The 25506-nt window shown below is 56.0% G+C and carries 23 protein-coding genes; 5 read left to right on the plus strand and 18 right to left on the minus strand.

Annotated features, from left to right (window positions below):
* Position 1: 1 nt before the first annotated feature.
* The gene (gene yfaE, locus AAGQ96_RS14595) at positions 2 to 259 is read left to right on the plus strand and encodes a class I ribonucleotide reductase maintenance protein YfaE (RefSeq protein WP_147198938.1); all 258 of its coding nucleotides are present in this window, start codon (positions 2 to 4) and stop codon (positions 257 to 259) included.
* A gap of 50 nt (positions 260 to 309) precedes the next feature.
* Here the strand turns inward: yfaE and AAGQ96_RS14600 are convergent, their stop codons facing one another.
* A complete protein-coding gene (locus tag AAGQ96_RS14600; protein WP_342753907.1) occupies positions 310 to 1506 on the minus strand; it encodes a nicotinamide mononucleotide deamidase-related protein YfaY in 1197 nt (398 codons plus the stop codon).
* A gap of 219 nt (positions 1507 to 1725) precedes the next feature.
* On the opposite strand from AAGQ96_RS14600, the gene AAGQ96_RS14605 reads away from it, so the two are divergent.
* On the plus strand, positions 1726 to 3165 hold the full coding sequence (locus AAGQ96_RS14605; RefSeq protein ID WP_147198940.1) for a catalase: 1440 nt from the start codon (positions 1726 to 1728) through the stop codon (positions 3163 to 3165).
* A gap of 15 nt (positions 3166 to 3180) precedes the next feature.
* Here the strand turns inward: AAGQ96_RS14605 and menE are convergent, their stop codons facing one another.
* The 6 genes from menE to elaB all read right to left on the minus strand — a co-directional run bounded on the left by menE (position 3181) and on the right by elaB (position 9332).
* Positions 3181 to 4545 (minus strand): o-succinylbenzoate--CoA ligase, encoded by a 1365-nt coding sequence (gene menE / locus AAGQ96_RS14610; protein ID WP_342755572.1) that lies wholly within the window; start codon positions 4543 to 4545, stop codon positions 3181 to 3183.
* A gap of 23 nt (positions 4546 to 4568) precedes the next feature.
* Entirely contained in the window at positions 4569 to 5537 is a 969-nt protein-coding gene (gene menC / locus AAGQ96_RS14615) for an o-succinylbenzoate synthase (RefSeq protein WP_342753908.1), read from the minus strand.
* On the minus strand, positions 5537 to 6394 hold the full coding sequence (gene menB, locus AAGQ96_RS14620) for a 1,4-dihydroxy-2-naphthoyl-CoA synthase (protein WP_147198943.1): 858 nt from the start codon (positions 6392 to 6394) through the stop codon (positions 5537 to 5539). Before menB ends, menC begins: the two co-directional genes overlap by 1 nt.
* The gene (gene menH, locus AAGQ96_RS14625) at positions 6391 to 7164 is read right to left on the minus strand and encodes a 2-succinyl-6-hydroxy-2,4-cyclohexadiene-1-carboxylate synthase (protein ID WP_342753909.1); all 774 of its coding nucleotides are present in this window, start codon (positions 7162 to 7164) and stop codon (positions 6391 to 6393) included. The genes menB and menH overlap by 4 nt, the downstream gene beginning before the upstream one ends.
* The gene (gene menD, locus AAGQ96_RS14630) at positions 7161 to 8819 is read right to left on the minus strand and encodes a 2-succinyl-5-enolpyruvyl-6-hydroxy-3-cyclohexene-1-carboxylic-acid synthase (RefSeq protein ID WP_342753910.1); all 1659 of its coding nucleotides are present in this window, start codon (positions 8817 to 8819) and stop codon (positions 7161 to 7163) included. The genes menH and menD overlap by 4 nt, the downstream gene beginning before the upstream one ends.
* A gap of 195 nt (positions 8820 to 9014) precedes the next feature.
* Entirely contained in the window at positions 9015 to 9332 is a 318-nt protein-coding gene (elaB, locus tag AAGQ96_RS14635) for a stress response protein ElaB (protein ID WP_147198946.1), read from the minus strand.
* 402 nt (positions 9333 to 9734) lie between these two features.
* Between elaB and AAGQ96_RS14640 the strand changes: the two genes are divergently transcribed.
* Positions 9735 to 11387: a glucan biosynthesis protein D gene (locus AAGQ96_RS14640; RefSeq protein WP_168199641.1), complete on the plus strand. Its 1653-nt coding sequence runs from the start codon at positions 9735 to 9737 to the stop codon at positions 11385 to 11387.
* Positions 11388 to 11635: 248 nt separating this feature from the next.
* Positions 11636 to 12163 (plus strand): hypothetical protein, encoded by a 528-nt coding sequence (locus AAGQ96_RS14645; protein ID WP_342753911.1) that lies wholly within the window; start codon positions 11636 to 11638, stop codon positions 12161 to 12163.
* A gap of 19 nt (positions 12164 to 12182) precedes the next feature.
* Here AAGQ96_RS14645 and AAGQ96_RS14650 read toward each other — a convergent pair whose 3' ends face one another.
* A complete protein-coding gene (locus AAGQ96_RS14650; RefSeq protein WP_147198949.1) occupies positions 12183 to 12632 on the minus strand; it encodes a GNAT family N-acetyltransferase in 450 nt (149 codons plus the stop codon).
* Between the two features lie 116 nt (positions 12633 to 12748).
* Here AAGQ96_RS14650 and AAGQ96_RS14655 point away from each other — a divergent pair, with 116 nt between their 5' ends.
* Entirely contained in the window at positions 12749 to 13348 is a 600-nt protein-coding gene (locus AAGQ96_RS14655; RefSeq protein ID WP_342753912.1) for a pentapeptide repeat-containing protein, read from the plus strand.
* Positions 13349 to 13409: 61 nt separating this feature from the next.
* Here AAGQ96_RS14655 and nuoN read toward each other — a convergent pair whose 3' ends face one another.
* From nuoN to nuoE, 10 genes are all read right to left on the minus strand, one after another.
* Positions 13410 to 14867, minus strand: a complete 1458-nt coding sequence (gene nuoN / locus AAGQ96_RS14660; RefSeq protein ID WP_147198951.1) for an NADH-quinone oxidoreductase subunit NuoN — start codon at positions 14865 to 14867, stop codon at positions 13410 to 13412.
* 6 nt (positions 14868 to 14873) lie between these two features.
* A complete protein-coding gene (gene nuoM, locus AAGQ96_RS14665) occupies positions 14874 to 16394 on the minus strand; it encodes an NADH-quinone oxidoreductase subunit M (protein WP_147198952.1) in 1521 nt (506 codons plus the stop codon).
* Positions 16395 to 16615: 221 nt separating this feature from the next.
* Entirely contained in the window at positions 16616 to 18454 is a 1839-nt protein-coding gene (gene nuoL, locus AAGQ96_RS14670; RefSeq protein WP_342753913.1) for an NADH-quinone oxidoreductase subunit L, read from the minus strand.
* Positions 18451 to 18753 (minus strand): NADH-quinone oxidoreductase subunit NuoK, encoded by a 303-nt coding sequence (gene nuoK / locus AAGQ96_RS14675; RefSeq protein WP_034916091.1) that lies wholly within the window; start codon positions 18751 to 18753, stop codon positions 18451 to 18453. Before nuoK ends, nuoL begins: the two co-directional genes overlap by 4 nt.
* Positions 18750 to 19304 (minus strand): NADH-quinone oxidoreductase subunit J, encoded by a 555-nt coding sequence (nuoJ, locus tag AAGQ96_RS14680; protein WP_147198954.1) that lies wholly within the window; start codon positions 19302 to 19304, stop codon positions 18750 to 18752. Before nuoJ ends, nuoK begins: the two co-directional genes overlap by 4 nt.
* Before the next feature lie 10 nt (positions 19305 to 19314).
* Positions 19315 to 19857, minus strand: a complete 543-nt coding sequence (gene nuoI / locus AAGQ96_RS14685; RefSeq protein ID WP_147198955.1) for an NADH-quinone oxidoreductase subunit NuoI — start codon at positions 19855 to 19857, stop codon at positions 19315 to 19317.
* A 15-nt stretch (positions 19858 to 19872) separates the two neighbouring features.
* The gene (nuoH, locus tag AAGQ96_RS14690; protein ID WP_147198956.1) at positions 19873 to 20847 is read right to left on the minus strand and encodes an NADH-quinone oxidoreductase subunit NuoH; all 975 of its coding nucleotides are present in this window, start codon (positions 20845 to 20847) and stop codon (positions 19873 to 19875) included.
* Entirely contained in the window at positions 20844 to 23570 is a 2727-nt protein-coding gene (nuoG, locus tag AAGQ96_RS14695) for an NADH-quinone oxidoreductase subunit NuoG (protein WP_342753914.1), read from the minus strand. The genes nuoH and nuoG overlap by 4 nt, the downstream gene beginning before the upstream one ends.
* Positions 23571 to 23645: 75 nt before the next feature.
* Complete coding sequence (gene nuoF, locus AAGQ96_RS14700) at positions 23646 to 24992, minus strand: NADH-quinone oxidoreductase subunit NuoF (RefSeq protein WP_147198958.1); 1347 nt, start codon at positions 24990 to 24992, stop codon at positions 23646 to 23648.
* Complete coding sequence (gene nuoE / locus AAGQ96_RS14705; RefSeq protein WP_147198959.1) at positions 24989 to 25504, minus strand: NADH-quinone oxidoreductase subunit NuoE; 516 nt, start codon at positions 25502 to 25504, stop codon at positions 24989 to 24991. The genes nuoF and nuoE overlap by 4 nt, the downstream gene beginning before the upstream one ends.
* Positions 25505 to 25506 lie beyond the last annotated feature (2 nt).

The following is a 25506-nucleotide window of genomic DNA, read 5'->3' on the forward strand; positions in this document are numbered from 1 at the left end:
AATGCGCCAGTTTGTTACTCTCAGCGCCTGCGGCACCCGGCTGGAGTGCGCTGAGGATCATCCCAATTTGCTCACCACGCTGGAAGCGCATCAATATCAAATTGAGTTTCAGTGTCGTGAAGGCTATTGCGGCTCCTGCCGCATACGCCTGGTGAAAGGTGAAGTCAGCTACGCGGAGAAGCCGCTGGCCTTTATTCAGCCGGGAGAGATCCTGCCGTGCTGCTGTAAGGCGAACGGCGATATCGAAGTGGATATTTAAAAAAAGGCACTTTATTTTTCAATAACGTGCCTTTTGCTTTACAGCCCTTTTCAGCCGCGCAATGTCTCAACCACATCAATCCAGCCGTGGCCGCCTGAAATTTCCAGGCCATCCATCCAGCGCCTGAGCATATTCAGCGTCATCATCGCTACCACGTCCTGGCGGGCTTTTAAGCCGTGGCGGTTGACGTTGAACTTCACTTTTTGTCCCCAGCTTCCGCCCGGCGTATGTAAGGCAATATTCAGATGCTCGTCCTGGATGCTGCCGACCGCCAGCGCCAGCTCGCTCTGGCTGGTTTGCGCAAGTGACTGGCTACGGGCGACCAGCTCTGCCAGCGTTTCTTCACTGGCTGGCAGCACGCTTCCCGCAGCCAGCGGCGCTTCTGCCGACGCCAGCTGCCAGTGCAGCAGTCCGGCAGTAAACTGTTCGCTGATGGCCAGCTGGTAGCCCGCTTCCTTTAGCCGACGTGACAGCTGAGCGGGCAGCCCTTCAGTGCCTTCAAAAATAGTACTTTCACCGGCAATTTCCCGCACCTGCTGCCAGAACTGCTCCATCTCGGGCAGCTTAGAGGCCGGGCCGTTCAGCTTCAGCTCTATAATCGGCATTGAGGCGCGATAGCCCATCACCACGCCTTCAGGCAGCGGCAACGGCTCAATTTCCGAGGCCAGATCGCTTTCGCCCCGGCCAAAAGTGGTCAGGCGCAAACAGACCGGCGGATCTGATACCGGGAAGCGCGCTTTAAGGCGAGGAAGAATTTGCTGTTCAACCATCACTTTATATTCGGACGGCACGCCAGGCGTAAAGAATATCCAGCAGCGGTTCAGCTTGAGCGCAAAGCCGCAAGCGGTGCCCACCGGGTTATCCAGCATTTCTGCGCCACGCGGGATTTCCGCCTGTTTACGATTGCTGTCCGCCATTTTTCGCCCGCGCCCGGCGAAGAAGGCTTCCATTTTCGCCAGCCACGCTTCGTGCATCACCAGCTCAACGCCTGCTGCCATCGCCGCAGCCTGCGCGCTTAAATCATCACTGGTTGGACCCAACCCGCCGTTCACGATCAATACATCAGCAATTTTGCTACGTTCAGTGAGCACCGTCACCAGTTCGTTGATGTCATCGCCGACTGTCTGTCGACTGGTCATCGGCAATCCGTGCTGGAACAACACCTCAGCCAGCCACGCGGCATTGGTATCGACAATCTGTCCATGCAGTACTTCATCGCCGGTGGCGAGCATTTCCACTCTGATCATTTTGTTCTCCGGGTCGTTCAGTATTCGTTAACTGTATGAAGCCTGGGGAATAAACACAATGTCATTTTGCCGTTGCGTTTGTTTTGGGTATGGCAGCGATAGCCAGCACCAGATTGCTGAGGTCGCCGGTTAGCGGGCAAACTAGCGGCATACAATAGCTTGTACCAATTAAAAACAGATTTTTAATAATAAAACCCCACTCATGCAGAGAGATTTCCCATGACAAAAAAAGGACTCACCACCGCTTCCGGCGCGCCCGTTGCCCATAATAATAATGTGATGACCGCAGGTCGCCGTGGGCCAATGCTGTTGCAGGATGTCTGGTTTTTGGAGAAGCTGGCCCACTTCGATCGCGAAGTGATCCCCGAGCGTCGCATGCACGCCAAAGGATCCGGCGCTTACGGCACCTTCACCGTAACCAAAGATATTACCCGCTTCAGCCGGGCCAAAATCTTTTCTGAGGTGGGGAAAAAAACCGATCTGTTTATGCGCTTTTCCACCGTGGCCGGCGAGCGCGGCGGTGCGGATGCCGAGCGCGATATCCGCGGCTTCTCAATGAAGTTCTATACCGAAGAAGGCAACTGGGATTTGGTAGGCAACAACACCCCGGTGTTTTATCTGCGCGATCCGTTAAAGTTTCCGGATCTTAACCACGTCGTTAAGCGCGATCCGCGCACGAACCTGCGTAATCCCACCTATAAATGGGATTTCTTTTCGCAGCTGCCTGAATCCCTGCACCAGCTAACCATCGACTTCAGCGATCGTGGCCTGCCCACTTCCTATCGTCATATCCATGGCTTTGGCAGCCACACCTACAGCTTTATCAATGACCAGCAGGAACGCTTTTGGGTGAAATTCCATATGCGTTGCGAACAGGGCATTGAGAACCTGATGGATGATGAAGCCGCGCTGCTGATTGGTCGCGATCGTGAAAGCTCGCAGCGCGATCTGTTTGACGCTATTGAACAGGGTAATTTCCCACGCTGGAAATTCTTTGTGCAAATTATGCCTGAAGCGGAAGCCTCAGCGACGCCCTATAACCCGTTTGACCTGACCAAAGTCTGGCCGCACGCCGACTATCCGCTGATTGAAGTAGGTGAATTTGAGCTAAATCGTAACCCGGACAACTATTTTGCTGAGGTGGAACAGGTAGCGATGAGTCCGGCAAACGTGGTGCCCGGCATTGGTTTCTCGCCCGACCGCATGTTGCAGGGGCGTCTGTTCTCTTATGGTGATGCGCATCGTTACCGTCTGGGCGTCAACCATCATCAGATCCCGGTTAACGCGCCGAAATGCCCGTTCCATAACTATCATCGCGACGGCGCAATGCGGGTCGACGGCAACAGCGGCAATGGTGCGACTTATGAACCGAACAGCTTCCATGTTTTTCAGGAACAGCCGGATTTTAGCGAGCCGCCGCTGTCACTGGAAGGCGCGGCCGACCACTGGAACCATCGTGAAGATGACGACTATTTCTCCCAGCCTCGCGCCCTGTTTAACCTGCTTGGCGAAGAGGAGCACCAGCGCATGTTCAAACGAATTGCCGGTGAGCTGATTCAGATCCCGGAATTCATCCAGCAACGCCAGCTTGCGCTTTTCTATCAGGTGGATCCGGCTTACGGCGCGGGCGTTGAAGAAGCGTTGAAACAAGCGAAATAATCAGATCCGGGCGGATTACCGCCCTTTTTCCTGCTGCGCTACCCAATTTATCAACTGTCGGCGGGAAATCTTAATACCACCGCTGTCCAGCTCCGGTAGCAGATACCACCTTACCGGCCGCTGGAAACCCGCCAGCCTGGGCGCCGCCCAGGCTTCTAAAGCGCTTAACGACAGTTCCGGCTTTATCGCTACCAGCGCGACCGGCCGATGACCATATTCTTCGTCCTTTTTCGGCACAATAAATACCTGATCAACAGCGGGATGCGCTGCCAGCACCGCTTCCACCTGCTCTGGCTGAATGCCTTCGCCCGCGGAAAAAAACTGGTTATCCAGCCTGCCGGTTAGCTGAAGTTCACCTGCCACCCAGTGGCCACCATCACGAGTATGAAACCAGCCGTCCTCATCCACCAACGGCAGCAGCTCGCCATTTTGCCAGTAGCCACAGGCCAGCGCGGCCGACTGGAGCTGCACCTCGCCCGCCACCAGCCTGATGCGATGCCCTGCCAACGCCGTCCCCACGCCGACCGTTGCGCTGGCACGCTTAGCCGCGATGGTCGAGGCGGTTTCCGTCATGCCATAGCCACACCAGCAGGCAATGCCCTGCGCTTCTGCCTGCTGGGTAAGCGCTGGGGAAATGGCCGCACCGCCTAACAAAACCGTGCGCAGCTGTGTCGGGAGAGGTTGTTGCAACAAGCGCCAGAGCTGGGTCGGTACCAATGACGCAAAGCTGCACCGCGCCAGCGAGGCTGACAGCGTTGCGCCATCTGTCAGCGCCAGCCCGCCGCCAACGCTCAGCCAGCGCCAGAGGATCCCCTGACCGGAAACGTGATACAGCGGTAGCGAAAGCAGCCAGCTGTCCGCTGCGGTAAAACCCATCTTTTCTACCACGCCCTGCGCGCTGGCCAGATGCGCTTTAAAAGTATGGGCCGCTGCTTTTGGCCGCCCGGATGAGCCGGAGGTCAGCGTCAGCGTGGCGATAGTCTCCACCTGCCACTCATGCCTGACCGTTCCGCTTCGCGGCTGGCGCTGTAAGGCGGCTATCCCCGCAGGCGGATCGCCTTTTAACGTCAGGGCAAAATCGATATTCAATGAAGGCAGAAAATCTGTCTGGCTGGCAGGAAGCTGGGGATTTAGCGGCAACAGGCGAGCCCCACACTGCAACAAGGCAAGATACGCCAGTACGGCCTGCTCGCTGCTGTCTGCCTGTAGCACCACGCCACAGCCAGCATGAATGCCCTGACGGATAAAGCCTGCGGCGAGCTCGTCAATTTGCCGCGTCAGCTGCGACCAGCTAAGTGTACGCTGGCCTTGTCGGAGCGCACACGCTTTCGCTCTCTGCCGTGCCCAGTGCCGCCATGGCCAGTCGCTAAATGTTCGCATTTGGGTTTCTGATAAACCGTTATTCAGCGCTGCCATACCGTTACCAAATCGTCTGCCGTTAGCAGCGGCAAAGAAGAGTGCGGCCAGCGGCGAACCAGCTGCTGCTGCATCAGCGCCAGCGTATCCAGGCCGGGCGTGACGCCAGGCGTTAGCCATTCAGCCACGCGCGCCAGCTGCGTCAGGCCAAGGCTGGACTCCACCGACGAGCTGATGACTGCCGTCAGGCCTGCACGCTGTGCTTCAGCAATCAGCGTGCGTACCTGACTCAGGCTGCCTGTTAACATCGGTTTAATCACCACTGCACGCAGATGCGGTTCAGCGAGGGGCAAAAAATTTGCTTCACGTACGCTTTCATCCCACGCAAGCGCCAGGCCGGTTTCCCGGGCAAAAGTTCTGGATTCCTGCTGCGTGCGGCAAGGTTCTTCAATAAACGCAATGCGTGAACGCAGCTGTTCGGGTACTTTGCGGGCAAACTGATGTGCTTTCTCCAGGCTCCACTGCCGGTTGGCATCCAGCCGTAAGGTCAGGGTCGGTAACGCTTCCAGCAGCAATGCGGCGATCATGCCGTCACGCACCGGCTCATACAGGCCCACCTTCATTTTTGCTACTGGTGCTGACTGCTGAGAAAGCTGGCTGAACAGTTCATCGGGATCGCCCACGCAAAGCGTCGCGCTCTGATAGTTCCCCGCCTCAGGCAGTTCATCGTTCAGCTCGGCCAGCGCGCAGCTCACCCCAAATGCGACCGAAGGGAGCGGGCTTTCAGCCGGATTTTCTCCGTTACACCAGCTTTCCAGCCAGCAGGTCGCCGCCGCCAGCGCAGCATCCGGCGTTTCCTGGCTGAATCCGGGGAGCGGCGCAATCTCGCCCCACCCGACGGCCCCGTGGTCATTCAGCCTGACCAGCCAGCCACAGCGCGTTGTTACCCGACGATCGCGCAGCACCGTCCCGGCCGCCAAAAGTATGTTGTAACTAAGAAGCGTAGCCTGGCGCATTATGGATTACGCTTAAATCGACTGAAGTCGGGCTGGCGCTTCTGATTAAACGCATTACGTCCTTCCTGGCCCTCTTCAGTCATATAAAACAGCATGGTGGCGTTACCGGCCAGTTCCTGCAAGCCTGCCTGGCCATCACAGTCGGCATTCAGCGCGGCTTTCAAACAGCGCAGCGCCATCGGGCTGTTTTGCAGCATCTCGCGGCACCAGCACACCGTCTCTTTTTCCAGTTCGGCCAGCGGGACAACGGTATTGACCAGCCCCATATCCAGCGCCTGCTGAGCGTTGTACATCCGGCACAAGAACCAGATTTCGCGGGCTTTTTTCTGCCCGACGATGCGCGCCATATACGCCGCTCCCCAGCCGCCATCAAAAGAACCGACTTTTGGCCCGGTCTGGCCGAACTGCGCGTTATCAGCAGCAATGGTCAGATCGCACATCATATGCAGCACGTGCCCGCCGCCCACCGCATAACCCGCCACCATTGCCACAATCGGTTTAGGACAGGTGCGGATTTGCCGCTGGAAATCCAGCACGTTGAGATGATGAACGCCAGATTCGTCACGGTAACCGCCATAGTCGCCGCGAATTTTCTGATCGCCTCCGGCACAAAAAGCCTCGCTGCCTTCGCCGGTCAGGATAATTACGCCAATCTGTTCATCGTGGCGGGCATCGTTTAGCGCCAGCAGCATCTCCTTCACCGTCTGCGGCCGAAAGGCATTACGCACCTGCGGACGGTTGATGGTAATTTTGGCGATGCCGTCCAGCGATTTATGAAAACGTATATCGCTAAAACCGGCATCACACGCCTGCCATTCTACTGGCGCATAAAGGGTCGCTTCATCGGGATAGATCATGTTGATTCCTCAAGAGAGAGTTTCTGTGCCAGCAGCCGGCCAAAGGCGCCTGGATTAGCGCGATGCGCGTTATGACCCGCGGCAGGAATCGCGTCGCAGGGCAAGGCAGCCTGTCGGGCGAGCTGGCTAAACTTCGCGTCCTGCTCGCCGCATAGCGAATAAACCGGACAAGGCAGCCGCTGTAGTTCAGGCAGTAAATTGGGTTGCTTCGCCAGCGAGGTCGCCAGCAGCATGGAAGCCAGCGCCTGCGGATGATTATGGCTGCGCAGTGAAATCAGCTGCTGCCGCTGCGCTGCGCTGAGATCGGCAAAGACCGGCTGCCGATACCATTCGTCCAGCGTCTGGTGCAGCGGCTGCTGGCAAAAGCGTGTCGCCCAGCGCCGATCCACCGCCAGCCTGTGCGCTCTGTCGTCTGCGTTCAGGCCGTGGTGGGCGCTTTCTACCACCAGTCCGGCCAGTTCGGCTCCGCTGTGGCGGCAGGCATGAAACATGGCGATGCGCCCTCCGAGTGAATAACCGATCAGCCAGTAACGCCGGATGCGATGATGATGCAGCGTGGCAGTCAGTCGGGCTGAAAGCTGGTCAAAATCGCTAATCTGCTGCGCACGGGAACCGCCGTGGCCAGGGAGATCGATGCTGAGCTGCGGCCAGTCGCTGAATCCGGACTGAACAGGCAGCCAGTCCGCGCTGCTGCCCAAAAAGCCATGCAGCCAGACCAAAACCGGTCGGCTGCTGCGATGAGATCCCTGCCAGTGAGCATGCAAAATCATACGTCCCCCTTCACGGCAGCCGCCAGCAGGCTGGCGCCCTGGCAATCCTCAACCCGTAATTCAATCAAGGTGGCTTTTTCACTTAGCCAGGCTTGCTCAACAGCGGAAAGCAACGATGTCCAGTCCTGCGGCTGGTGATAGCGCAACGCAAACATCGCCGCCGCTGCGGAAAAATCCACCTGCTGCGGCATGGCAAAAAACCGCTCGCGCTGTTCGAGGGGCGTAGGGAGCAGTGAAAATATCCGGCCGCCATTGTTGTTTACTACGATCAGCACCAGCGGCGCAGTGACCTGCCTGAGTAACGCCAGGCTGTTGAGGTCATACAGTGCCGAAAGATCGCCGATCGCCGCCAGTAACGGTTTTTGGCTGGCGCGCTGGATACCTGCTGCGGTGGAAATTAATCCGTCGATGCCGCTGGCTCCCCGGTTAGCGAAAACGGGATAGCCCGCGGGAAGCTGAGCAAAGGCATCGACCAGGCGAATAGTCAGGCTGTTGCCGAGAAACAAACTGCCTTCTGGCGGCAACAGCGCTGGCAACAGCGCGGCCAGCCGGGCTTCGCCAAACTGCGTCAGTTTGCGTCTGAGCCGGGTTTGCGTCTCATTCGCCAGCGTCGTTAAGGAAGGCGCCCAGCAGGGCTGGGCAACGGCAGGATGCGCGGCCAGCCAGGCGGCAATACCGGCCTTAATACGACGGCTGCGATGATGGGCAGGATCGAGGCGGCCCGGCAGCGGATCGATCAGCCACCAGGCATCCGGCTGAGCGGCTGCCAGCCAGGAGGTGACGTTTTTACCGGTCAGATGGCCACCAAACTGCACGATGATTTGCGTCTGCGATAACGTTTCCCGCGCATGGGGTTCACGCAGCCAGACTTCCGCGCAGGGCAACGGCATGCCGGTTTGCGACTGCACATCTGCCAGTAAAGGCCAGCCCAGTTCAGCCGCCCATGCTGCCAGCCGCTCGCCCTCTTCGGCACTCATTTTGCCCGCAACGATGAGTCCACGCCTCTGCCGCCAGCTGTGCCAGTCACTCGCTACAGGCGTACTTTGACTTTCATCCAGCGTTAGCCAGCGCTGGTCATCATGCCACCAGCGGCCAAGCGGGTCGTACCAGCGCTGAAACGTCTCGCCTTCTTCGCCATACAGCGGCTCTGCCAGAGGACAATTAATATGTACCGCTCCTGACGAATGCCGTTGCAAAAGCGCATCGATGGCGGAGACCAGCCAGCGAGCCGGAATATCAGGCGAAGGACGAGGTAAATTCAGGGAACCACTGATATGTGAGGCAAAAATGCCGGTCTGACCGATAGCCTGATTCGCGCCGCAGTCAATCAGCTCTGGCGGCCGATCGGCGCTGATAACAATCAGGCGTTCCCCGGTCAGGCTTGCTTCAATAACCGCAGGATAAAGGTTGGCGACGGCAGTCCCGGAAGTCACAATAATCGCTACCGGTTGACGGCTCGCTTTTGCCAGGCCAAGTGCGAGATGTCCAAGGCCGCGCTCGTCGAAATGCGTATGGCAAATCATGCGTTTCCCGGCTTCAAGCGTCAGCGGTGCAGAGCGCGAGCCTGGCGCGATGCAGATGTGCTCCACCCCGTGGCGGGTTAAGGCATGAAGGATCACGGCAGCCCAGCTGCGGTTGAAGATACTGTGTGACATAACCCACTCCAGATCAAACAAGCAGCGGGCAGTATAAAAGAGCCTTCAGCGGCTCATTTTGATTTAAGCCAGGATTAACGCGCTATTTCCAGTTTTGTAACAAAAGCATCTTTCCGGCGCAGAACAGGCGCGCACCAGGCGTAATAAAACAAAACGGGCGCCCCGAAGGACGCCCGTCTCTGCACAACGCAATGATTAGCGACGTGCTAGCAGTAAACCGACAACCAGACCCAGAGTGGCACCAACGCCGATACCCTGCCATGGTTTTTCGTGTACGTATTCATCGGCACGGCTGGCGACCTGCTTAGCGCGATAGTAGTAGGTGTCGGAAGCATTGCTGACGCGAGCTTTAACGTCGTTCAGCGACTTCTCAGCCTTCGCTTTCAGCTCAACATACTTCTGATCGGCCGGATCGCCAGAGGATTTCAGCACCTCTTCCAGCGTTTCGGTCAGCAGCGCCAGATCGTCATCGAGACGGGTATCTTGTGGATCGATTTCAGTTGCGTTAGCCATAACATCTCCTTGTGCGAATAATATTCTTCAATAACTATAGACACTTTCCACCGCTTTGCTTCCCGTGCAGGCCAGGAATCGCCTGATAATGCATTATTATTTTGCGCTGTCCCAAACGTTGCATTAGGGTTGCGTGCTTCAGGGCTGTTGCGTTAAACCCGTGTGAAGTCCTTTTTCAGCGGACGATCGTAAAACGCGTGAAAGCAGATGAAATCACTGCTTTTATCGGATTTATCTGTTAAGTTTTTGCCTGACTGAATTTCTGACGCCACATGCTGTCGTAAAACCCTGTGACCCGCTCACAATTCAGATTAAATGACGACCTGCTTGCAGGTCAGCCCTGAAAGTGCAACAGCACAACAGTCACTACAAACTCCGTTCAGCAAAGGAAATGACTCTGGCATGAATCGAAGAATGTTTATGAAAGCGTCAATGGCTTTCGCTACGGTAAGCGGGATGTCCGGTTTATCGACTTTATTTGCGCAGGCCGCCTGGGCAGATACCGATATCGCCGACGGCACGGCGAAAAATTTTGATTACGACGTGCTGAAGAAGATGGCCGCAGACCTTGCGAAAAAGCCTTACGGCGGCGCGCCAGCTCCCCTGCCGGAAACGCTGGCGACGATGACGCCACAGGCTTACAACGAAATTCAGTACGACGCCAGTCACTCGCTGTGGAACGACATTCCCAATCGCGAACTTGACGTCCAGTTTTTCCATGTCGGGATGGGCTTTAAACGCCGCCTGCGCATGTTCTCAGTTGATAACAACCGTCAGGCGCGCGAGATCCATTTCCGCCCGGAGCTGTTCAACTACAACAATGCCAAAGTGGACACCAAACAGCTGGAAGGCAAAACCGATCTGGGCTTTGCTGGCTTCCGCGCCTTCAAAAAGCCTGAACTGGCAAGCAAAGACATCGTTTCCTTCCTCGGTGCCAGCTACTTCCGCGCCGTCGATGAAACCTATCAATACGGCTTGTCCGCTCGCGGCGTTGCGATTAATACTTTCGGCAGTAAAGAAGAGTTCCCGGACTTCACCGCCTTCTGGTTTGATACGCCAAAAGCGGATGACACCACCTTTACCGTCTATACATTGCTGGATGGCGAAAGCTGTACGGGCGCATTTAAATTCATCATCCACTGCGAAGAGAAACGCGTGGTGATGGAAGTGGAAAATCATCTGTATGCCCGCAAAGATATCGATCAGTTGGGTATTGCGCCGATGACCACCATGTTCAGCTGCGGCAATAACGAACGTCGTATGTGTGACACCATTCATCCGCAGATCCACGACTCCGATCGTCTGGCAATGTGGACCGGCAACGGCGAGTGGATCTGCCGTCCGCTGAACAATCCGCAGCGTCTGACATATAACGCTTATCAGGATGAAAACCCGCGCGGCTTCGGCATGTTGCAGCTTAATCATGATTTCCAGGATTATCAGGACGTGATTGGCTGGTACAACAAGCGTCCCAGCCTGTGGGTTGAGCCGGTTGGTAAATGGGGCAAAGGGGCCATCAACCTGATGGAGATCCCGACGACCGGCGAAACGCTGGATAATATTGTCTGCTTCTGGCGTCCGGCTGACGCGATCAAGGCGGGAAGCGAGCACAGCTTTAGCTATAAGCTCTACTGGAGCGGTCTGCCACCGGTACGCAGCGGCCTTTCTCGTGTTAACGCAACCCGTACCGGCATGGGCGGTTTCCCGGAAGGCTGGGCGCCGGGTGAGCATTACCCGGATGTCTGGGCGCGTCGTTTCGCCGTTGATTTTGTCGGTGGCGATCTGAAGGCGGCTGCACCGAAAGGCATTGAGCCGGTGATTACGACGACGTCAGGCACGATTAAGCAGGTTGAAATCCTCTACGTCGAACCGATTGACGGCTATCGCATCCTGTTTGACTGGTATCCGAACAGCCCGTCAACCGAGCCGGTGAACCTGCGTCTGTTCCTGCGCACGAAAGATGAAACGCTGACTGAAACCTGGCTGTATCAATATTTCCCACCCGCGCCAGACAAGCGTAAATATGTCGATGACCGCCAGATGACGGCGGGCTAACACGACAAGGGCGAAGATATTCTCAGCTGGGGTTAGTGACTTACAGCAAGCGGAACATGGGCGAAGAGATCTTCGCCCATTTTTTTATCTGTCATACTATTTTGAACACGCCAGGGGTTCACTATTCAGCGAAAGCCATATGCCAGATCTCCAGCGTGCTCAGGTAATCAACCGGGTTACGAGAAGTATGACCTCACTCGCGGTTGAAAGCCTTGATGGGTACAGTAATTAAATAACAGCAGGTAAAAATGTCCGATCCCGTTCAGTCATCTTTACGACTATTGCAAATGTGCTGCGAGCTTCATCGCATGGGCTACCAGGAGCTGCAAATTTATCCGGCGATGTCACCTTCTGGCGTTCACTGGCGCCTGACGCTTGCGCCGGCTGCGATATTTAGCAACTGGCACAGCTGTCCTGACGAGCGTTCAGAATTGCGGGTTCATTATGGCAGTGGCGACGGTGATGCGCCTTTTGGTTGGGAGGCAAGCAGAAGCCTTACCCCTCTGCAACTGGCGCAGAAGTTTATTCAGCACTGGCCCGAGCTGGCGAAATGCTGCAAAGGCAACAATGAATCTTATCGCGCCTGGCTGGCTGAATTAACCACTTTTTGCTTGAAAAACAAAGCGTTACCATATTTTCAGGCTGACTGGCCTTGCGATTTTACTCAGGGTATTCCGTTAACCAACGGACAGTTTTTTCCACAGCTTCCGGAGACAAAACGGAGAAAAAGAAGCAGCCGCCTGCTGCGACTGCTAAAACGATTACCTTTTATCTGATACGTGCAATAAGGCCCGTTTACTTCTCCATATCCACATGCGGAATATTATCTTCCAGATAAACATCGCTCACCGTTTTAAAGCCAAAGTGGCCATAAAACGCCTGCAAATGCGCCTGAGCAGAGAGCTTGATTTTATGCTGAGGCCAGTGTTCTTTGCAGAGATCGACAGCCTGCTCCATTAAACGATTGCCGAGACTCAATCCACGCGCCTCGCTGGAGACGATGACCCGGCCAATTTTCACCGGCTGACTGTGTTCTTCAGGCGAAAGAATGCGGGCATAGGCCAGTAGCCGATCGTCAAACCAGCCCAGCAAATGACGATTTTCATGCGCCAAATCGGCGCCATCAATATCCTGATAGGCGCAGTTCTGCTCAACAACAAATACCGCATTACGCAAAGCCAGCAGCTGATAAAGCAGCGGCGCGCTTAGCTCGCTATGATGTAAATCCTGCCAGATAATATTCATTTTTTCCCTCGGTTGCCGCAAAGGATCCTGCTACGCTTTTCAAAAAAGTCTCGCCCTGTCTGGTTCTTTATCATCAGCGCGCGACGTCGGCCTGTCGATTCTGAAAGAGGTTATGCATGATCCCGCTCGCCAGTAACAGTGACTATTTCGACCAATCTTTCAGTAAGCTGGATTTTTCGGCCTCGCGTTTAGAAGGCACCAGCTTCGAAGAGTGTGAATTCAAACACTGTAACTTTACCTCAGCACGCCTGACCCGATGCAAATTTATTAACTGCACCTTCAGTCATTGTAATCTTAGCGTGATGGAGATCATCGGTTCGCGTTTCACTGAAATCAGTTTTGACGAGTGCAAACTCAGCGGTATTGACTGGACCCGGGCGCACTGGCCAGCATTCAGTCTTGCTCCTGAGCTGCAATTCACAAAGTCGATTTTGACTAATGCTTCTTTTTTTGGCCTGACGCTACGCGGCCTGAAACTGGAAGAGTGCCGGCTGAACGAGGTCGATTTCAGAGAGTGCGATCTCTCTTCTGCTGAAATTATCCGCTGCGACCTGGCAGGGAGTTTGTTCGGTAATACGAATCTCCGGGAAGCCGATTTTACCGATTCCTGGGACTTTCAAATCGATGTGCTGAACAACGCTGTCGCCCGCGCAAAATTTTCCCGTCTTGAAGCGGTAAGCCTGCTGGAAAGTCTGGGTATTGAGCTGGTTGATTAACGGCGGGTTAACCGAGCGGCAGATGAAAAAAACGGGCTCCAGAGAGCCCGTTTTCCATCAACTACATCAGCGGCTGGGCCATCTGCACCAGTGAGATCAGCGGCTGAGGATAGATACCCAGCAGCAGGACCAGAATGGCTGAAATCAGCACCACCACACCGCCCGCGGTAAATGCCCAGTTGGCTGGCGTATCACGCTGTAACAGCTCCGGCGGCGTCAGATAAAGGCTGACGGTGACGCGCAGATAGTAGTAAAGGCCAATGGCGCTCCCTACCACTACCGCACCGGTCAGCCACCACAAATTGGCGCTCACACCCACCGCGATAACGTAAAACTTACCGATAAAGCCTAACGTCATCGGGATCCCCGCCAGCGACAGCATCATCACGGTCATCACCGCCGACAGGATTGGGCGATGCCAGAACAGACCACGATACGAATACAGGGAGTCTGCATCCGGGCCGCGGTACGGGCTGGACATCAGGCTTACCACGCCAAAGGCACCCAGGCTGCTAAACAGATATCCCGCCAGATAAACGCCTACCGCTTCCAGCGACAGCTGATGCGTCTGAATGGCAATCAGCGCCACCAGCAGATAGCCCAGATGCGCAATCGACGAATAGCCCAGCAGACGCTTGATATTGCTCTGCGAAATCGCCATCAGGTTGCCGAACAGAATCGACGCAACGGCAATAATCGCCAGCACCAGACGCACAGCCTCGCTGTCAGCCGCTGGCGCGTACAGGAACAGACGCATCACCACGCCAAAAATGGCGATTTTGCTGGCGGTGGCGAGGAAAGTTGAGACCGGCGCAGGCGCGCCCTGATAGACATCCGGCGTCCACAGGTGGAAAGGCACCAGCGAGAGCTTAAAGCCAAGCCCAACGATCATCATCCCCAGGCCGGCCAGCAGCAGCGGCTGATGCAGCATACTGTCGTTCAGGCTGTGACCGAGCGCGACAAAGCCCAGATTGCCGGAGTCGGCGTAAAGTAGCGCCATACCAAACAGCAGAAACGATGAAGCCACTGCCGACATAATGGTGTACTTGATGCTGGCTTCCAGCGAGCGTTTTTGCTGGAAGGCATAACCGACCAGGCCAAACAGCGGCAGAGAAATCAGCTCAATACCGATAAACATGGACGCCAGATGATTCGCGCTGGCCAGCACAATGCCGCCCAGCGCCGCAATCAGCACCAGCAGATAGAACTCTTCCCGGTTATCCGGGTAAGTCTCCAGCCACGGGTAAGCAAAGGTACAGGTCGCCAGGCTGGCAAGGATCACCAGCCCGGTATAGAGCATTGAAAAACCATCGACCCGCAGCAGCGGCGTGACGTCCATTGGCGCGGCCTGCCCGACAAACCAGAGCGAGAACAGCGCCAGGTTAAGGCCAACTACCGCCAGCGTGGCGTTGACGAAGTGGTTGCGTCGCCACGCAATGGACAGCATCACCACGACTACCGTCAATCCGACGATCAGCATCGGCAGAAGCGCGATCAATTGTTGAGGAGTTATTGTCATGGCGAGTTACGGCCTTGTAGTTGAAATTGAAGCGGTGTACCACTGCTGAATATTGCTCATGGCAGCATGTGAGGTATCCAGAATCGGCTGCGGATAAACGCCCAACAGCACCAGCAGAACCACCAGCACCATAATCATCAGGAACTCACGCGGCGACATCCCGCGCAGCGGCGTTTCTGACTTTGGCGCACCGTAATAGGCGCGCTGCATCATGATCAGCGAGTAAACGGAAGCGAAAACCAGGCCAAATGTCGCAACAACGATAATAACCGGTACCGACTGGAAGCTGCCGGTGAGGATCATAAATTCCCCCACGAAGTTCCCGGTGCCCGGCATGCCAAGGTTGGCAACGGCAAAAAATAGCGACAGACCCGGTAGCCATTTAATGCGCGACCACAGACCGCCCATCTGGCGCATATCGCGGGTATGCAGGCGTTCATAAAGCTGGCCGCACAGAATAAACAGTGCCGCAGCAGACAGACCGTGAGCAATCATCTGTACTACCGCGCCCTGGAACGCCAGCTGGCTGCCGGTGTAGATGGCGATCAGCACAAAGCCCATATGCGAGATAGAGGTATAAGCGATCAGGCGCTTGATATCGTACTGCGAGAACGCCATCCACGCGCCGTAGAAAATACCGATAATCCCCAGCCACATCGCAATCGGCGCAAACTCTGCCGATGCATTGGGGAACAGCGGCAGCGCAAAGCGCAGCAGGCCGTAAGCTGCGGTTTTCAACAGGATCCCCGCGAGGTCAACCGAACCTGCCGTTGGTGCCTGACTGTGCGCATCGGGCAGCCAGCCATGCAGCGGCACAACCGGCATTTTCACCGCGAAAGCGATAAAGAAGCCGAGCATCAGCATATATTCAACGCTGTTCGACATCGGCGTTTTCAGCAGATCTTCGTAGTTGAAGGTCCACACGCCGGTGGCGTTGTAGTTGACGAAAACCAGCGCCAGAATGGCAATCAGCATCACCAGGCCGCTGGCCTGCGTATAGATAAAGAATTTGGTCGCGGCGGTAATACGTGTCTTCCCGTCCGAGGCTTTATGACCCCAAAGTGCGATGAGGAAATACATCGGCACCAGCATCATTTCCCAGAAGAAGAAGAACAGGAACATGTCGATGGCAAGGAACACGCCAATCACGCCGCCGAGGATCCACAACAGGTTAAGGTGGAAGAAGCCCTGCCATTTTTCAATCTCGTTCCATGAACAGAGAATAGCCATCACGCCAAGCAGGCCGGTAAGCACGACCATCAGCAGCGACAGACCGTCCAGCGCCAGGTGCACGCTAATGCCAAAACGTGGGATCCACGAATGCGAAAATTCAGACTGCCACTGTGGCAGGCCCACAGCCTGCGTTAACGAATAGCCGCCCTGCAACCAAAGTTGCAACGATAGCGCCAGCGTCAGTCCCATTGCGATCAGCGCGATCCAGCGCGGCAGCTTGACGCTAAAGCGTTCCAGCTGCCAGCACAGCAGGCCACCGATGAACGGGATTAATATTAGCCAGGGTAATAACATGGCGATCTCTTCCCTTCTTTAGTCCCCGTTTGGGCTATCTTGCTCGGTATTTCGTTTTCCGGCAGTGCTCGCAATCCTCACATACCAAAGTATGCTGCGGTTGCTCCGCGCTGGCGGTAAACGAACTCCCTTCGCCGATTACGCCCGTTGTTCCGGGGAATATTTTTAAAAATATTTTTATTGGGATGAAGCAGCCTGCCTCATCCCCCGCTCACAAACCTTTAAACCACCATCAGCAGCGCCAGCACGACCACTGCACCAACGCTCATGGAAGCGACATACCAGCGCAGATAGCCGTTCTCGCTGACTACCAGCCCTTTGTTCGCCAGACGGGAGAACAGCGCCGGGATATTCATCAGCCCGTTCAGCGGATCGCTTTTCAGTACCCAGGCGACAAACAGGTAAGGCTTGACGAAAACCTTGTCATACAGCCAGTCGAAGCCCCAGGCAGCAAACCACCAGGTAGAGAAGAAGCGTCCCGGTGCGCTGCTGGCGATACTGTTTACCAGTGAGCGTTTACCCAGCCACAGGAACGCCGCGAGCAGGATGCCGACAATCGCTACCACGCCCGAGGTGATTTCCAGTGTCAGCACGCTGCCGTGCGCCAGTTCCGTCGTTTCTGGCAGTACGCCTCTGAGCGGTGGAACAATCAGTGCACCAATAAAGGTTGAGAGGATCAGCAGCACGATTAGCGGCAAATGATGCGTAATGCCTTTGCCCGCGTGCGCGTGAATTTTTTCTTCGCCATGGAAGGTAATAAAGATCATACGGAAGGTGTAGAGCGAGGTCATAAATGCGCCGACCAGACCCGCAACCATCAGGTTAATGTGTCCATTTGCCAGCGCGCCCGCCAGGATCTCATCCTTACTGAAGAAGCCCGCGGTAATCAGCGGTAACGCTGACAGCGCCGCGCCGCCCACCAGGAAGCAGACATACACCAGCGGAATGCTTTTACGCAGGCCGCCCATCTTGAAGATGTTCTGCTCATGATGGCAGGCAAGGATCACCGAACCGGAAGAGAGGAACAGCAGCGCTTTAAAGAACGCATGGGTCATCAGATGGAAAATGGCCGCGTCCCACGCCTGAACGCCCAGCGCGAGGAACATATAGCCAATCTGACTCATGGTTGAGTAAGCCAGCACGCGTTTGATATCGGTCTGCACCAGCGCGGCAAAGCCTGCCAGCACCAGCGTTATCGCACCAATAATCCCCACCAGATGCAGCACTTCCGGCGTCAGCAGGAACAGACCGTGACTGCGGGCAATCAGGTAAACGCCTGCCGTCACCATGGTTGCGGCGTGGATCAGCGCGGAAACCGGCGTTGGGCCTGCCATTGCATCGGCCAGCCAGGTTTGCAGCGGCAGCTGAGCAGATTTACCTACCGCGCCACCCAGCAGCATCAGCGTCGCCCATTGCAGCATGTGGTTATCCGCCGCGAAGTGCGCAGGCGCCAGCTCAACCATCTCGCGGAAGTTCAGCGTGCCCAGTTCGTTGTAGAGGATAAACAACGCAAACGCCAGGAACACATCGCCCACACGGGTGATGATAAAGGCTTTCATGGCCGCCGCGCCGTTTTTCGGATCGGTGTAGTAGAAGCCAATCAGCAGGTAGGAGCAAAGCCCCACCCCTTCCCAGCCCAGATACATTAGCATCAGGTTATCGGCCAGCACCAGAACCACCATGCTGGCGATAAACAGGTTGGTATAGGCAAAGAAGCGCGAATAGCCCTCTTCTCCCCGCATATACCAGGAGGCAAACATGTGGATAAAGAAGCCCACGCCGGTAACAACCGACAGCATGGTCAGTGATAAACCGTCCAGCGTCAGGTTGACCTTGATATCAAAGTTGCCAACGTGCATCCAGGTCCACAGCGCCTGATTAAATACGGGCTGTCCCTGGCTGAAGAAGTCTATACCGACCCAGATCGTGACCAGCGCCGCCAAACCGACGGAACCCATTCCCACCGTTGCCGACAGGTTTTCTGACCAGCGGCCGCGGGAAAAAGCCAGCAGCAAAAAGCCAATCAGCGGGAACAAAATGGTTAAATAGAGAAGATTCATCCGCGCATCTCACTCACTTTGTCAATGTTGAGGTTCTGGCTACGACGATGCAGCTGCAGCAACAGCGCCAGGCCGATACTGGCCTCCGCTGCGGCAAGGCTGATCGCCAGGATATACATCACCTGGCCGTCGGCTTGTCCCCAGTAGCTCCCCGCCACCACGAACGCCAGCGCTGCCGCGTTAATCATGATTTCGAGGCTAATCAGCATAAACAGCAGGTTACGACGAATAATCACGCCAGTGAGGCCGAGGACAAAGAGAATAGCCGCCAGAATGAGGCCATGTTGCAAAGGGATCATGCGTGTTCCTCCTTCTTGCTTTTTGCTGCATCCGCAGGACGGTTACTCAGGACTTCGCCAGCACGCTGCTCGCGGCCAATGTGGTAAGCCACCACCAGACCCGCCAGCAGCAGCATGGAAGCCAGTTCCACCGCCAGCACGTAAGGACCAAACAGGCTGATACCCACGGCTTTGGCATCAATCATGGTGCCGTCAATGCCCTGATCGTTGATTGAGCGAATGGCGTAAACCACTACGCCCAGCAGCAGCAACGAGAGCAGCCCCGGCCCAAACCAGACGCCGGGCTTGAGCCATTCGCGCTCCTGAGCCTGAACGCTGTCGCCCAGGTTGAGCATCATCACCACGAACACAAAAAGCACCATAATCGCCCCGGCATAGACGATGATTTCCAACGCACCGGCGAAATAGGCGCCCAGCGTGAAAAACACCCCGGCAATCGCCAGCAGGGAGATAATCAGATACAGCAGTGCGTGGACCGGGTTAGTGTGGGTAATAACGCGCAACGTCGTTAGCACCGCCACCAGTCCGCAAAGATAAAATGCAAATTCCATGCCTGGCTCCTTAAGGTAACAAGCCCTTGACGTCGATGGGTTTGGCTTCATTGGCCGCTTCGCCTTTGTCCTTGCCATCAATCGCCATACCCGCCATCCGGTAGAAGTTATATTCCGGATATTTGCCCGGACCGGAAATCAGCAGGTTTTCTTTTTCATACACCAGATCCTGACGCTTGAACTCACCCAGTTCGAAGTCTGGGGTAAGCTGAATCGCAGTGGTCGGGCAAGCCTCTTCACACAGGCCACAGAAAATGCAGCGCGAGAAGTTGATACGGAAGAATTCGGGATACCAGCGGCCATCGGCCATTTCCGCTTTTTGCAGCGAGATACAGCCTACCGGACAGGCTACTGCGCAAAGGTTACAGGCGACGCAGCGTTCCTGACCATCGGGATCGCGTGTCAGCACAATACGCCCACGGTAGCGCGGCGGCAGGTAAACCGGCTCTTCCGGATACATCATGGTTTCACGCTTAGCAAACGCGTTAGAACCAATCAGCACGATACTGCGTACCGTTGTGCCAAATCCCACCAGAATGTCTTTAATATTCATCGATTAACCCCAAACTCACGCGTTGTACAGAATCACTGCGGCGGTCGCCAGCAGGTTCAACAGCGTCAACGGCAAACAGACTTTCCAGCCAAACGACATCACCTGGTCATAGCGCGGACGCGGTAGCGCAGCACGAATCAAAATGAACATCACCATGAAGAACGCCGTTTTGATGGCGAACCAGAAAATCGGCGGCAGCCACGGACCGTTCCAGCCGCCGAAGAACAGCGTCACAATCAGAGATGAAACGGTGACGATACCGACGTATTCACCCACAAAGAACAGACCGAACTTCATCCCGGCGTATTCAATATGATAACCGTCGGCCAGTTCCTGCTCCGCTTCCGGCTGGTCAAAAGGATGACGGTGACAGACCGCAACGCCCGCAATGGCGAAGGTGATAAAGCCAAAGAACTGCGGAATAATGTTCCACAGATGCTGCTGGCTGTTAACGATATCCACCATATTGAACGAGCCTGCCTGCGCCACCACGCCCATCAGCGACAGGCCAAGAAACACCTCATAGCTCAGGGTTTGCGCCGACGCACGCATCGCGCCCAGCAGGGAGTATTTGTTGTTACTGGACCAGCCCGCGAACAGCACGGCGTAAACAGCCAGGCCAGCCATCATCAGGAAGAACAGGATGCCGATATTTAAATCGGCCCCCATCCAGGTCGAAGTGACGGGCACAATCGCCATCGCCAGCAGCAGCGAGGTAAAAGCGATCATTGGCGCGAGGGTAAAGATCACCCGGTCGGTAAACGGCGGCGTCCAGTCCTCTTTAAAGAACATTTTGATCATATCCGCCACCAGCTGAAGCGAGCCGCCCCAGCCGACGCGGTTAGGTCCATAGCGGTTCTGGAACAGCCCGAGCAGGCGACGTTCGCCAAAGCTCATAAACGCGCCACAGCCCACTACCACAAACAGGATCACCAATGCTTTAACGACGGCAATAATCACATCAGTAACTTCCGGTGTTAACCAACTCATTGCGCCGCCTCCCGCAGATTGTCAATATTGGCACCCAACAGGAATGGCGGGATGCCCGGCATGCCTAACGGCAGTCCTACCTGCCCCGCCTGCAACGTTGCCGAGAAACGTACCGGCAGACGCAGGGTTTCTCCTGAACAGCCAAACTCCACAAAGGTGCCGGCATTCACGCCCAGCTTCTCGGCATCAGCCGGATTGACCACCACATAAGGCGTAGCCATACGCTGTTGGAAAACGGGCGAGCGCTGACTCATCTCTTCACTGCCGAACAGCTGGAAATAAGGGGCGACACGCCAGTTGTCCGCCTGACCGGTAAAGGCAACGGGCACGTTATCAAACCAGCCCAGGTGGCTGTCGCCTGCTTCAAACAGGCGCACACCCGGATCGCCGTTACGCAGCTTGCCGCCCACTTCATCCTGGAATTTGTTCCAGGCCTGCGGGGAGTTCCAGCCCGGCGCCCAGGCAAACGGGATCTGCGAACGGGCAGCGCCCGGCTGGTTGTTCCCTTCCATTGAGAAGGCGAACATGGTGTCTTTGTCCTGCGGCTGGCGCGGCTCATGCACGCTGATGTTTGCACGCATCGCCGTACGACCACTGGCACGTGCTGGTGAACGCGCCAGTTTCTGACCACGGATACGGAAGCTGGCATCCGGCGCGGCCTCTTTGATTCCGGCCAGCTGAGGGAAGGCGGCTATACAAGCATCGATAACGTGGTCGAGCTGTGTCCAGTCCACTTCGCGGCTGCTGATGGTGCTCTGGAGCGAATGCAGCCAGCGCCAGCTTTCCAACATTTCCACTTTGTCGTCGTAGTAAGCAGGATCGTAAACCTGGAAGAAACGCTGCGCGCGACCTTCCTGATTGACTACCGTGCCGTCGCTTTCGGCAAAGCTTGCGGTGGAGAGGATCAAACCGGCTTTTTCAACAGTGCGGGTGCGCTGATGATCGATAACGATGACGTTTGGCGTATTGCTTAGCGCCGCATCTACCTGAGCGGCAGGCGCGTGACGATAGAGATCGTTTTCCATAATGATCACCGCATCTGCCGAACCCTCTTTCAGCTCGCCCAACACGGCATCCAGCGATTTCCCGCCAATCATGCCCAGTCCAACGCTGTTGGCGGCACCCGCCAATAGCGTAATCCCGACCTCTGCGCCGCGACCTTTCAGCGCTTTAGCCACGTTGGCAGCAGCCTGAATGGTGGCTTCGCTACCGGCATGAGTGCCGGCAATAATCAGCGGCTTTTTCGCACCGGCCAGCGCCTGAACAACCACATCGATTTTGCCGCTGAGGGCGCGATCGATGCCCTCAACTGCCGGTGCAGTCTCATCCAGCGCGTGAGCAATCGCGAAACCGACGCGAGCCTGATCTTCAACCGGCGCGCGATAGCTCCATGCGGCAATATCATCGAGGCGAGTGGCATCAACGTGGGTGACAAACAGCGGATGTTTGGCGTGCTGACCAATATTCATGATGGCGGCAATCTGCCAGTCGGACACTTTCTGCGCGGCGGCCATGTCACGCGCTTTGCCTTTCACGGCCTGCCGTACGGAAAGCGCCACGCGGGCACCGACCTGCGTCAGGTCTTCGCCCAATACCAGTACCGCATCATAGCTTTCGATTTCACGCAGCGCAGGCGTATGCACACCGCTGTCGCGCAGAACCTTCAGCATCAGCTCCAGCCGCGACTGCTCGCCCGATGGAATGCCAGTAGAGAAGTTTTCCGCACCGACCAGCTCACGCAGTGCAAAGTTGCTTTCGACGCTGGCGCGAGGTGAACCAATGCCGATCACTTTTTTCGCCTGGCGCAGTACGTCAGCCGCGCCCTGCATCGCCTGTTCAGCGTTCAGGGCAATCCAGTCATTGCCACGGCGCTGCATTGGCTGGCGAGGACGATCTTTAAGATTGACGTAGCCGTAACCGAAACGCCCGCGGTCGCAAAGGAAGTACTGGTTTACGGTGCCGTTATAGCGGTTTTCAATACGACGCAGTTCGCCATAGCGCTCACCCGGGCTGGTATTACAGCCGATGCTGCACTGCTGGCAGATGCTTGGCGCATACTGCATGTCCCATTTACGGTTATAGCGTTCGGAGTGCGTTTTATCGGTGAATACGCCGGTCGGGCAGATTTCCACCAGGTTGCCGGAAAACTCGCTTTCCAGCGTACCGTCTTCCGGGCGGCCGAAGTAGACGTTATCGTGCGCGCCGTACACGCCAAGATCGGTGCCGTCCGCGTAATCTTTGTAGTAGCGTACGCAACGGTAACAGGCGATACAGCGGTTCATTTCGTGAGAGATGAACGGGCCAAGGTCCTGGTTACGGTGGGTTCGCTTGGTAAAGCGATAGCGACGGAAGCTGTGGCCAGTCATCACGGTCATATCCTGCAAATGGCAGTTACCGCCTTCTTCACAGACCGGGCAATCATGCGGGTGGTTGGTCATCAGCCACTCCACCACGCTTTCACGGAATTCTTTTGCCTCGCCATCATCAATAGAGATGAAGGTGCCGTCAGACGCTGGCGTCATACAGGACATCACCAGGCGGCCACGCGTATCTTCGGCATTTTGGAATTGCTTCACCGCACACTGGCGGCAGGCACCGACGCTACCGAGCGCCGGGTGCCAGCAAAAATAAGGAATATCAAGGCCAAGAGAGAGGCAAGCCTGTAGCAGGTTGTCCGCTCCATCGACATCGTATTCTTTACCGTCTACATGAATTGTAGCCATAGTGAACTTGCTCAAGTAAGGCCCGGGGTTAATCGGGCGTTAAACATAAACTGTTATCTGCGCGTAAGCGTCGTTTTACCAGCGAGCCTTCAGCAGGTTGGCCTGAATACCGGCGATCGCATGCGCGTTGCTGTAAACCTGCGGCGCAATGCCTGCTTCGAATTCTTCGCGGAAATATTTGATTGCGCTTTGCAGTGGCTCGACTGCACCTGGCGCATGCGCACAGAACGTTTTACCCGGGCCAAGCTGGCGGCAGAGCTGCAACAGGGTTTCGATATCGCCCGGCTGCCCTTCTTTACGTTCCAGCGCGCGCAGAATTTTTACGCTCCACGGCAGGCCATCACGACAGGGCGTGCACCAGCCGCAGGATTCACGGGCGAAAAACTCTTCCAGGTTACGCACCAGCGAAACCATATTGATTTCGTGGTCGACGGCCATGGCCAGCGCGGTGCCCAGACGACTGCCCGCTTTGCCAATGCTGGCAAATTCCATCGGCAAATCGAGGTGGGATTCGGTCAGGAAATCGGTTCCTGCCCCGCCCGGCTGCCAGGCTTTAAACTTCAGGCCATCACGCATGCCGCCGGCATAGTCTTCGAGGATTTCACGCGCGGTGGTGCCAAACGGCAGCTCCCAAACGCCCGGATTTTTTACCCGACCCGAGAAGCCCATCATTTTGGTGCCGGTATCGTCGCTTTTGGAGATGTTTTTGTACCAGTCGACGCCGTTAGCCAAAATTGCCGGAACGTTAGAAAGCGTCTCAACGTTGTTTACGCAGGTTGGCTTGCCCCATGCACCCGCAGATGCCGGGAACGGCGGTTTCGAACGAGGATTCGCGCGACGGCCTTCCAGCGAGTTGATCAGCGCCGTTTCTTCGCCGCAGATATAACGACCTGCGCCGGTATGCACGATCAGCTCAAAATCAAAACCGGTACCGAGGATGTTTTTCCCCAGATAACCGGCCTCTGTCGCTTCAGCAATAGCGCGACGCAAATTGACAGCGGCTTCAATATATTCGCCGCGCAGGAAGATGTAGCCACGGTAGGCTTTTAGCGCAAACGCACTGATCAACATGCCTTCCACCAGTTGGTGTGGCATTTGCTCCATCAGCAAGCGGTCTTTGTAGGTGCCTGGTTCCATCTCATCCGCGTTACACAGCAGATATCGGATGTTCATGGATTCATCTTTCGGCATCAGGCTCCACTTCAGTCCCGTGGAGAAACCTGCGCCGCCACGGCCTTTCAGACCTGAATCTTTCACCGCCGCCACAATCTCATCCTGAGACAGAGTTTTCAGCGCCTTATCGGCACCTGCGTAGCCATTTTTGCTGCGGTATTCGTCAAAGAAAACCGGCTGTTTGTCGTCGCGCAGACGCCAGGTAAGCGGATGCATTTCCGCAGTACGAATGATCTGTTTGGCTGTCATTGATACTGCTCCAGTAAATTGACGATGTTTTCCGGCGTAAGATGAACGTGCGTATCTTCATCCACCATCATCGTTGGGCCTTTGTCACAGTTACCGAGGCAGCAGGTTGGCAGCAGCGTAAAGCGGCCATCCGCCGTGGTCTGGCCGGGTTTAATTTGCAAGTTTTCCTCCAGCGCCGCCTGAATGCCCTGGAAACCGGTGATATGGCAAACCACGCTATCGCAGTAGCGGATTACGTGGCGGCCAACCGGCTGACGGAAAATCTGACTGTAAAAGGTGGCTACGCCTTCCACATCGCTGGCCGGAATGCCCAATACATCGGCAATGGCATGGATAGCGCCATCCGGCACCCAGCCGCGCTGTTTCTGAACGATTTTCAGCGCTTCAATCGACGCCGCGCGGGCATCTTCGTAATGATGCTTTTCGTGCTCGATGGCATCATGTTCTGCCGCACTCAGCACAAAAGCCTTGTTATCTTCGATCGTTTCGATCGCAATTCGTTGATCGTGCATAA

This window comes from Pantoea sp. MBD-2R (assembly GCF_039134845.1).
Taxonomy (GTDB): domain Bacteria; phylum Pseudomonadota; class Gammaproteobacteria; order Enterobacterales; family Enterobacteriaceae; genus Erwinia.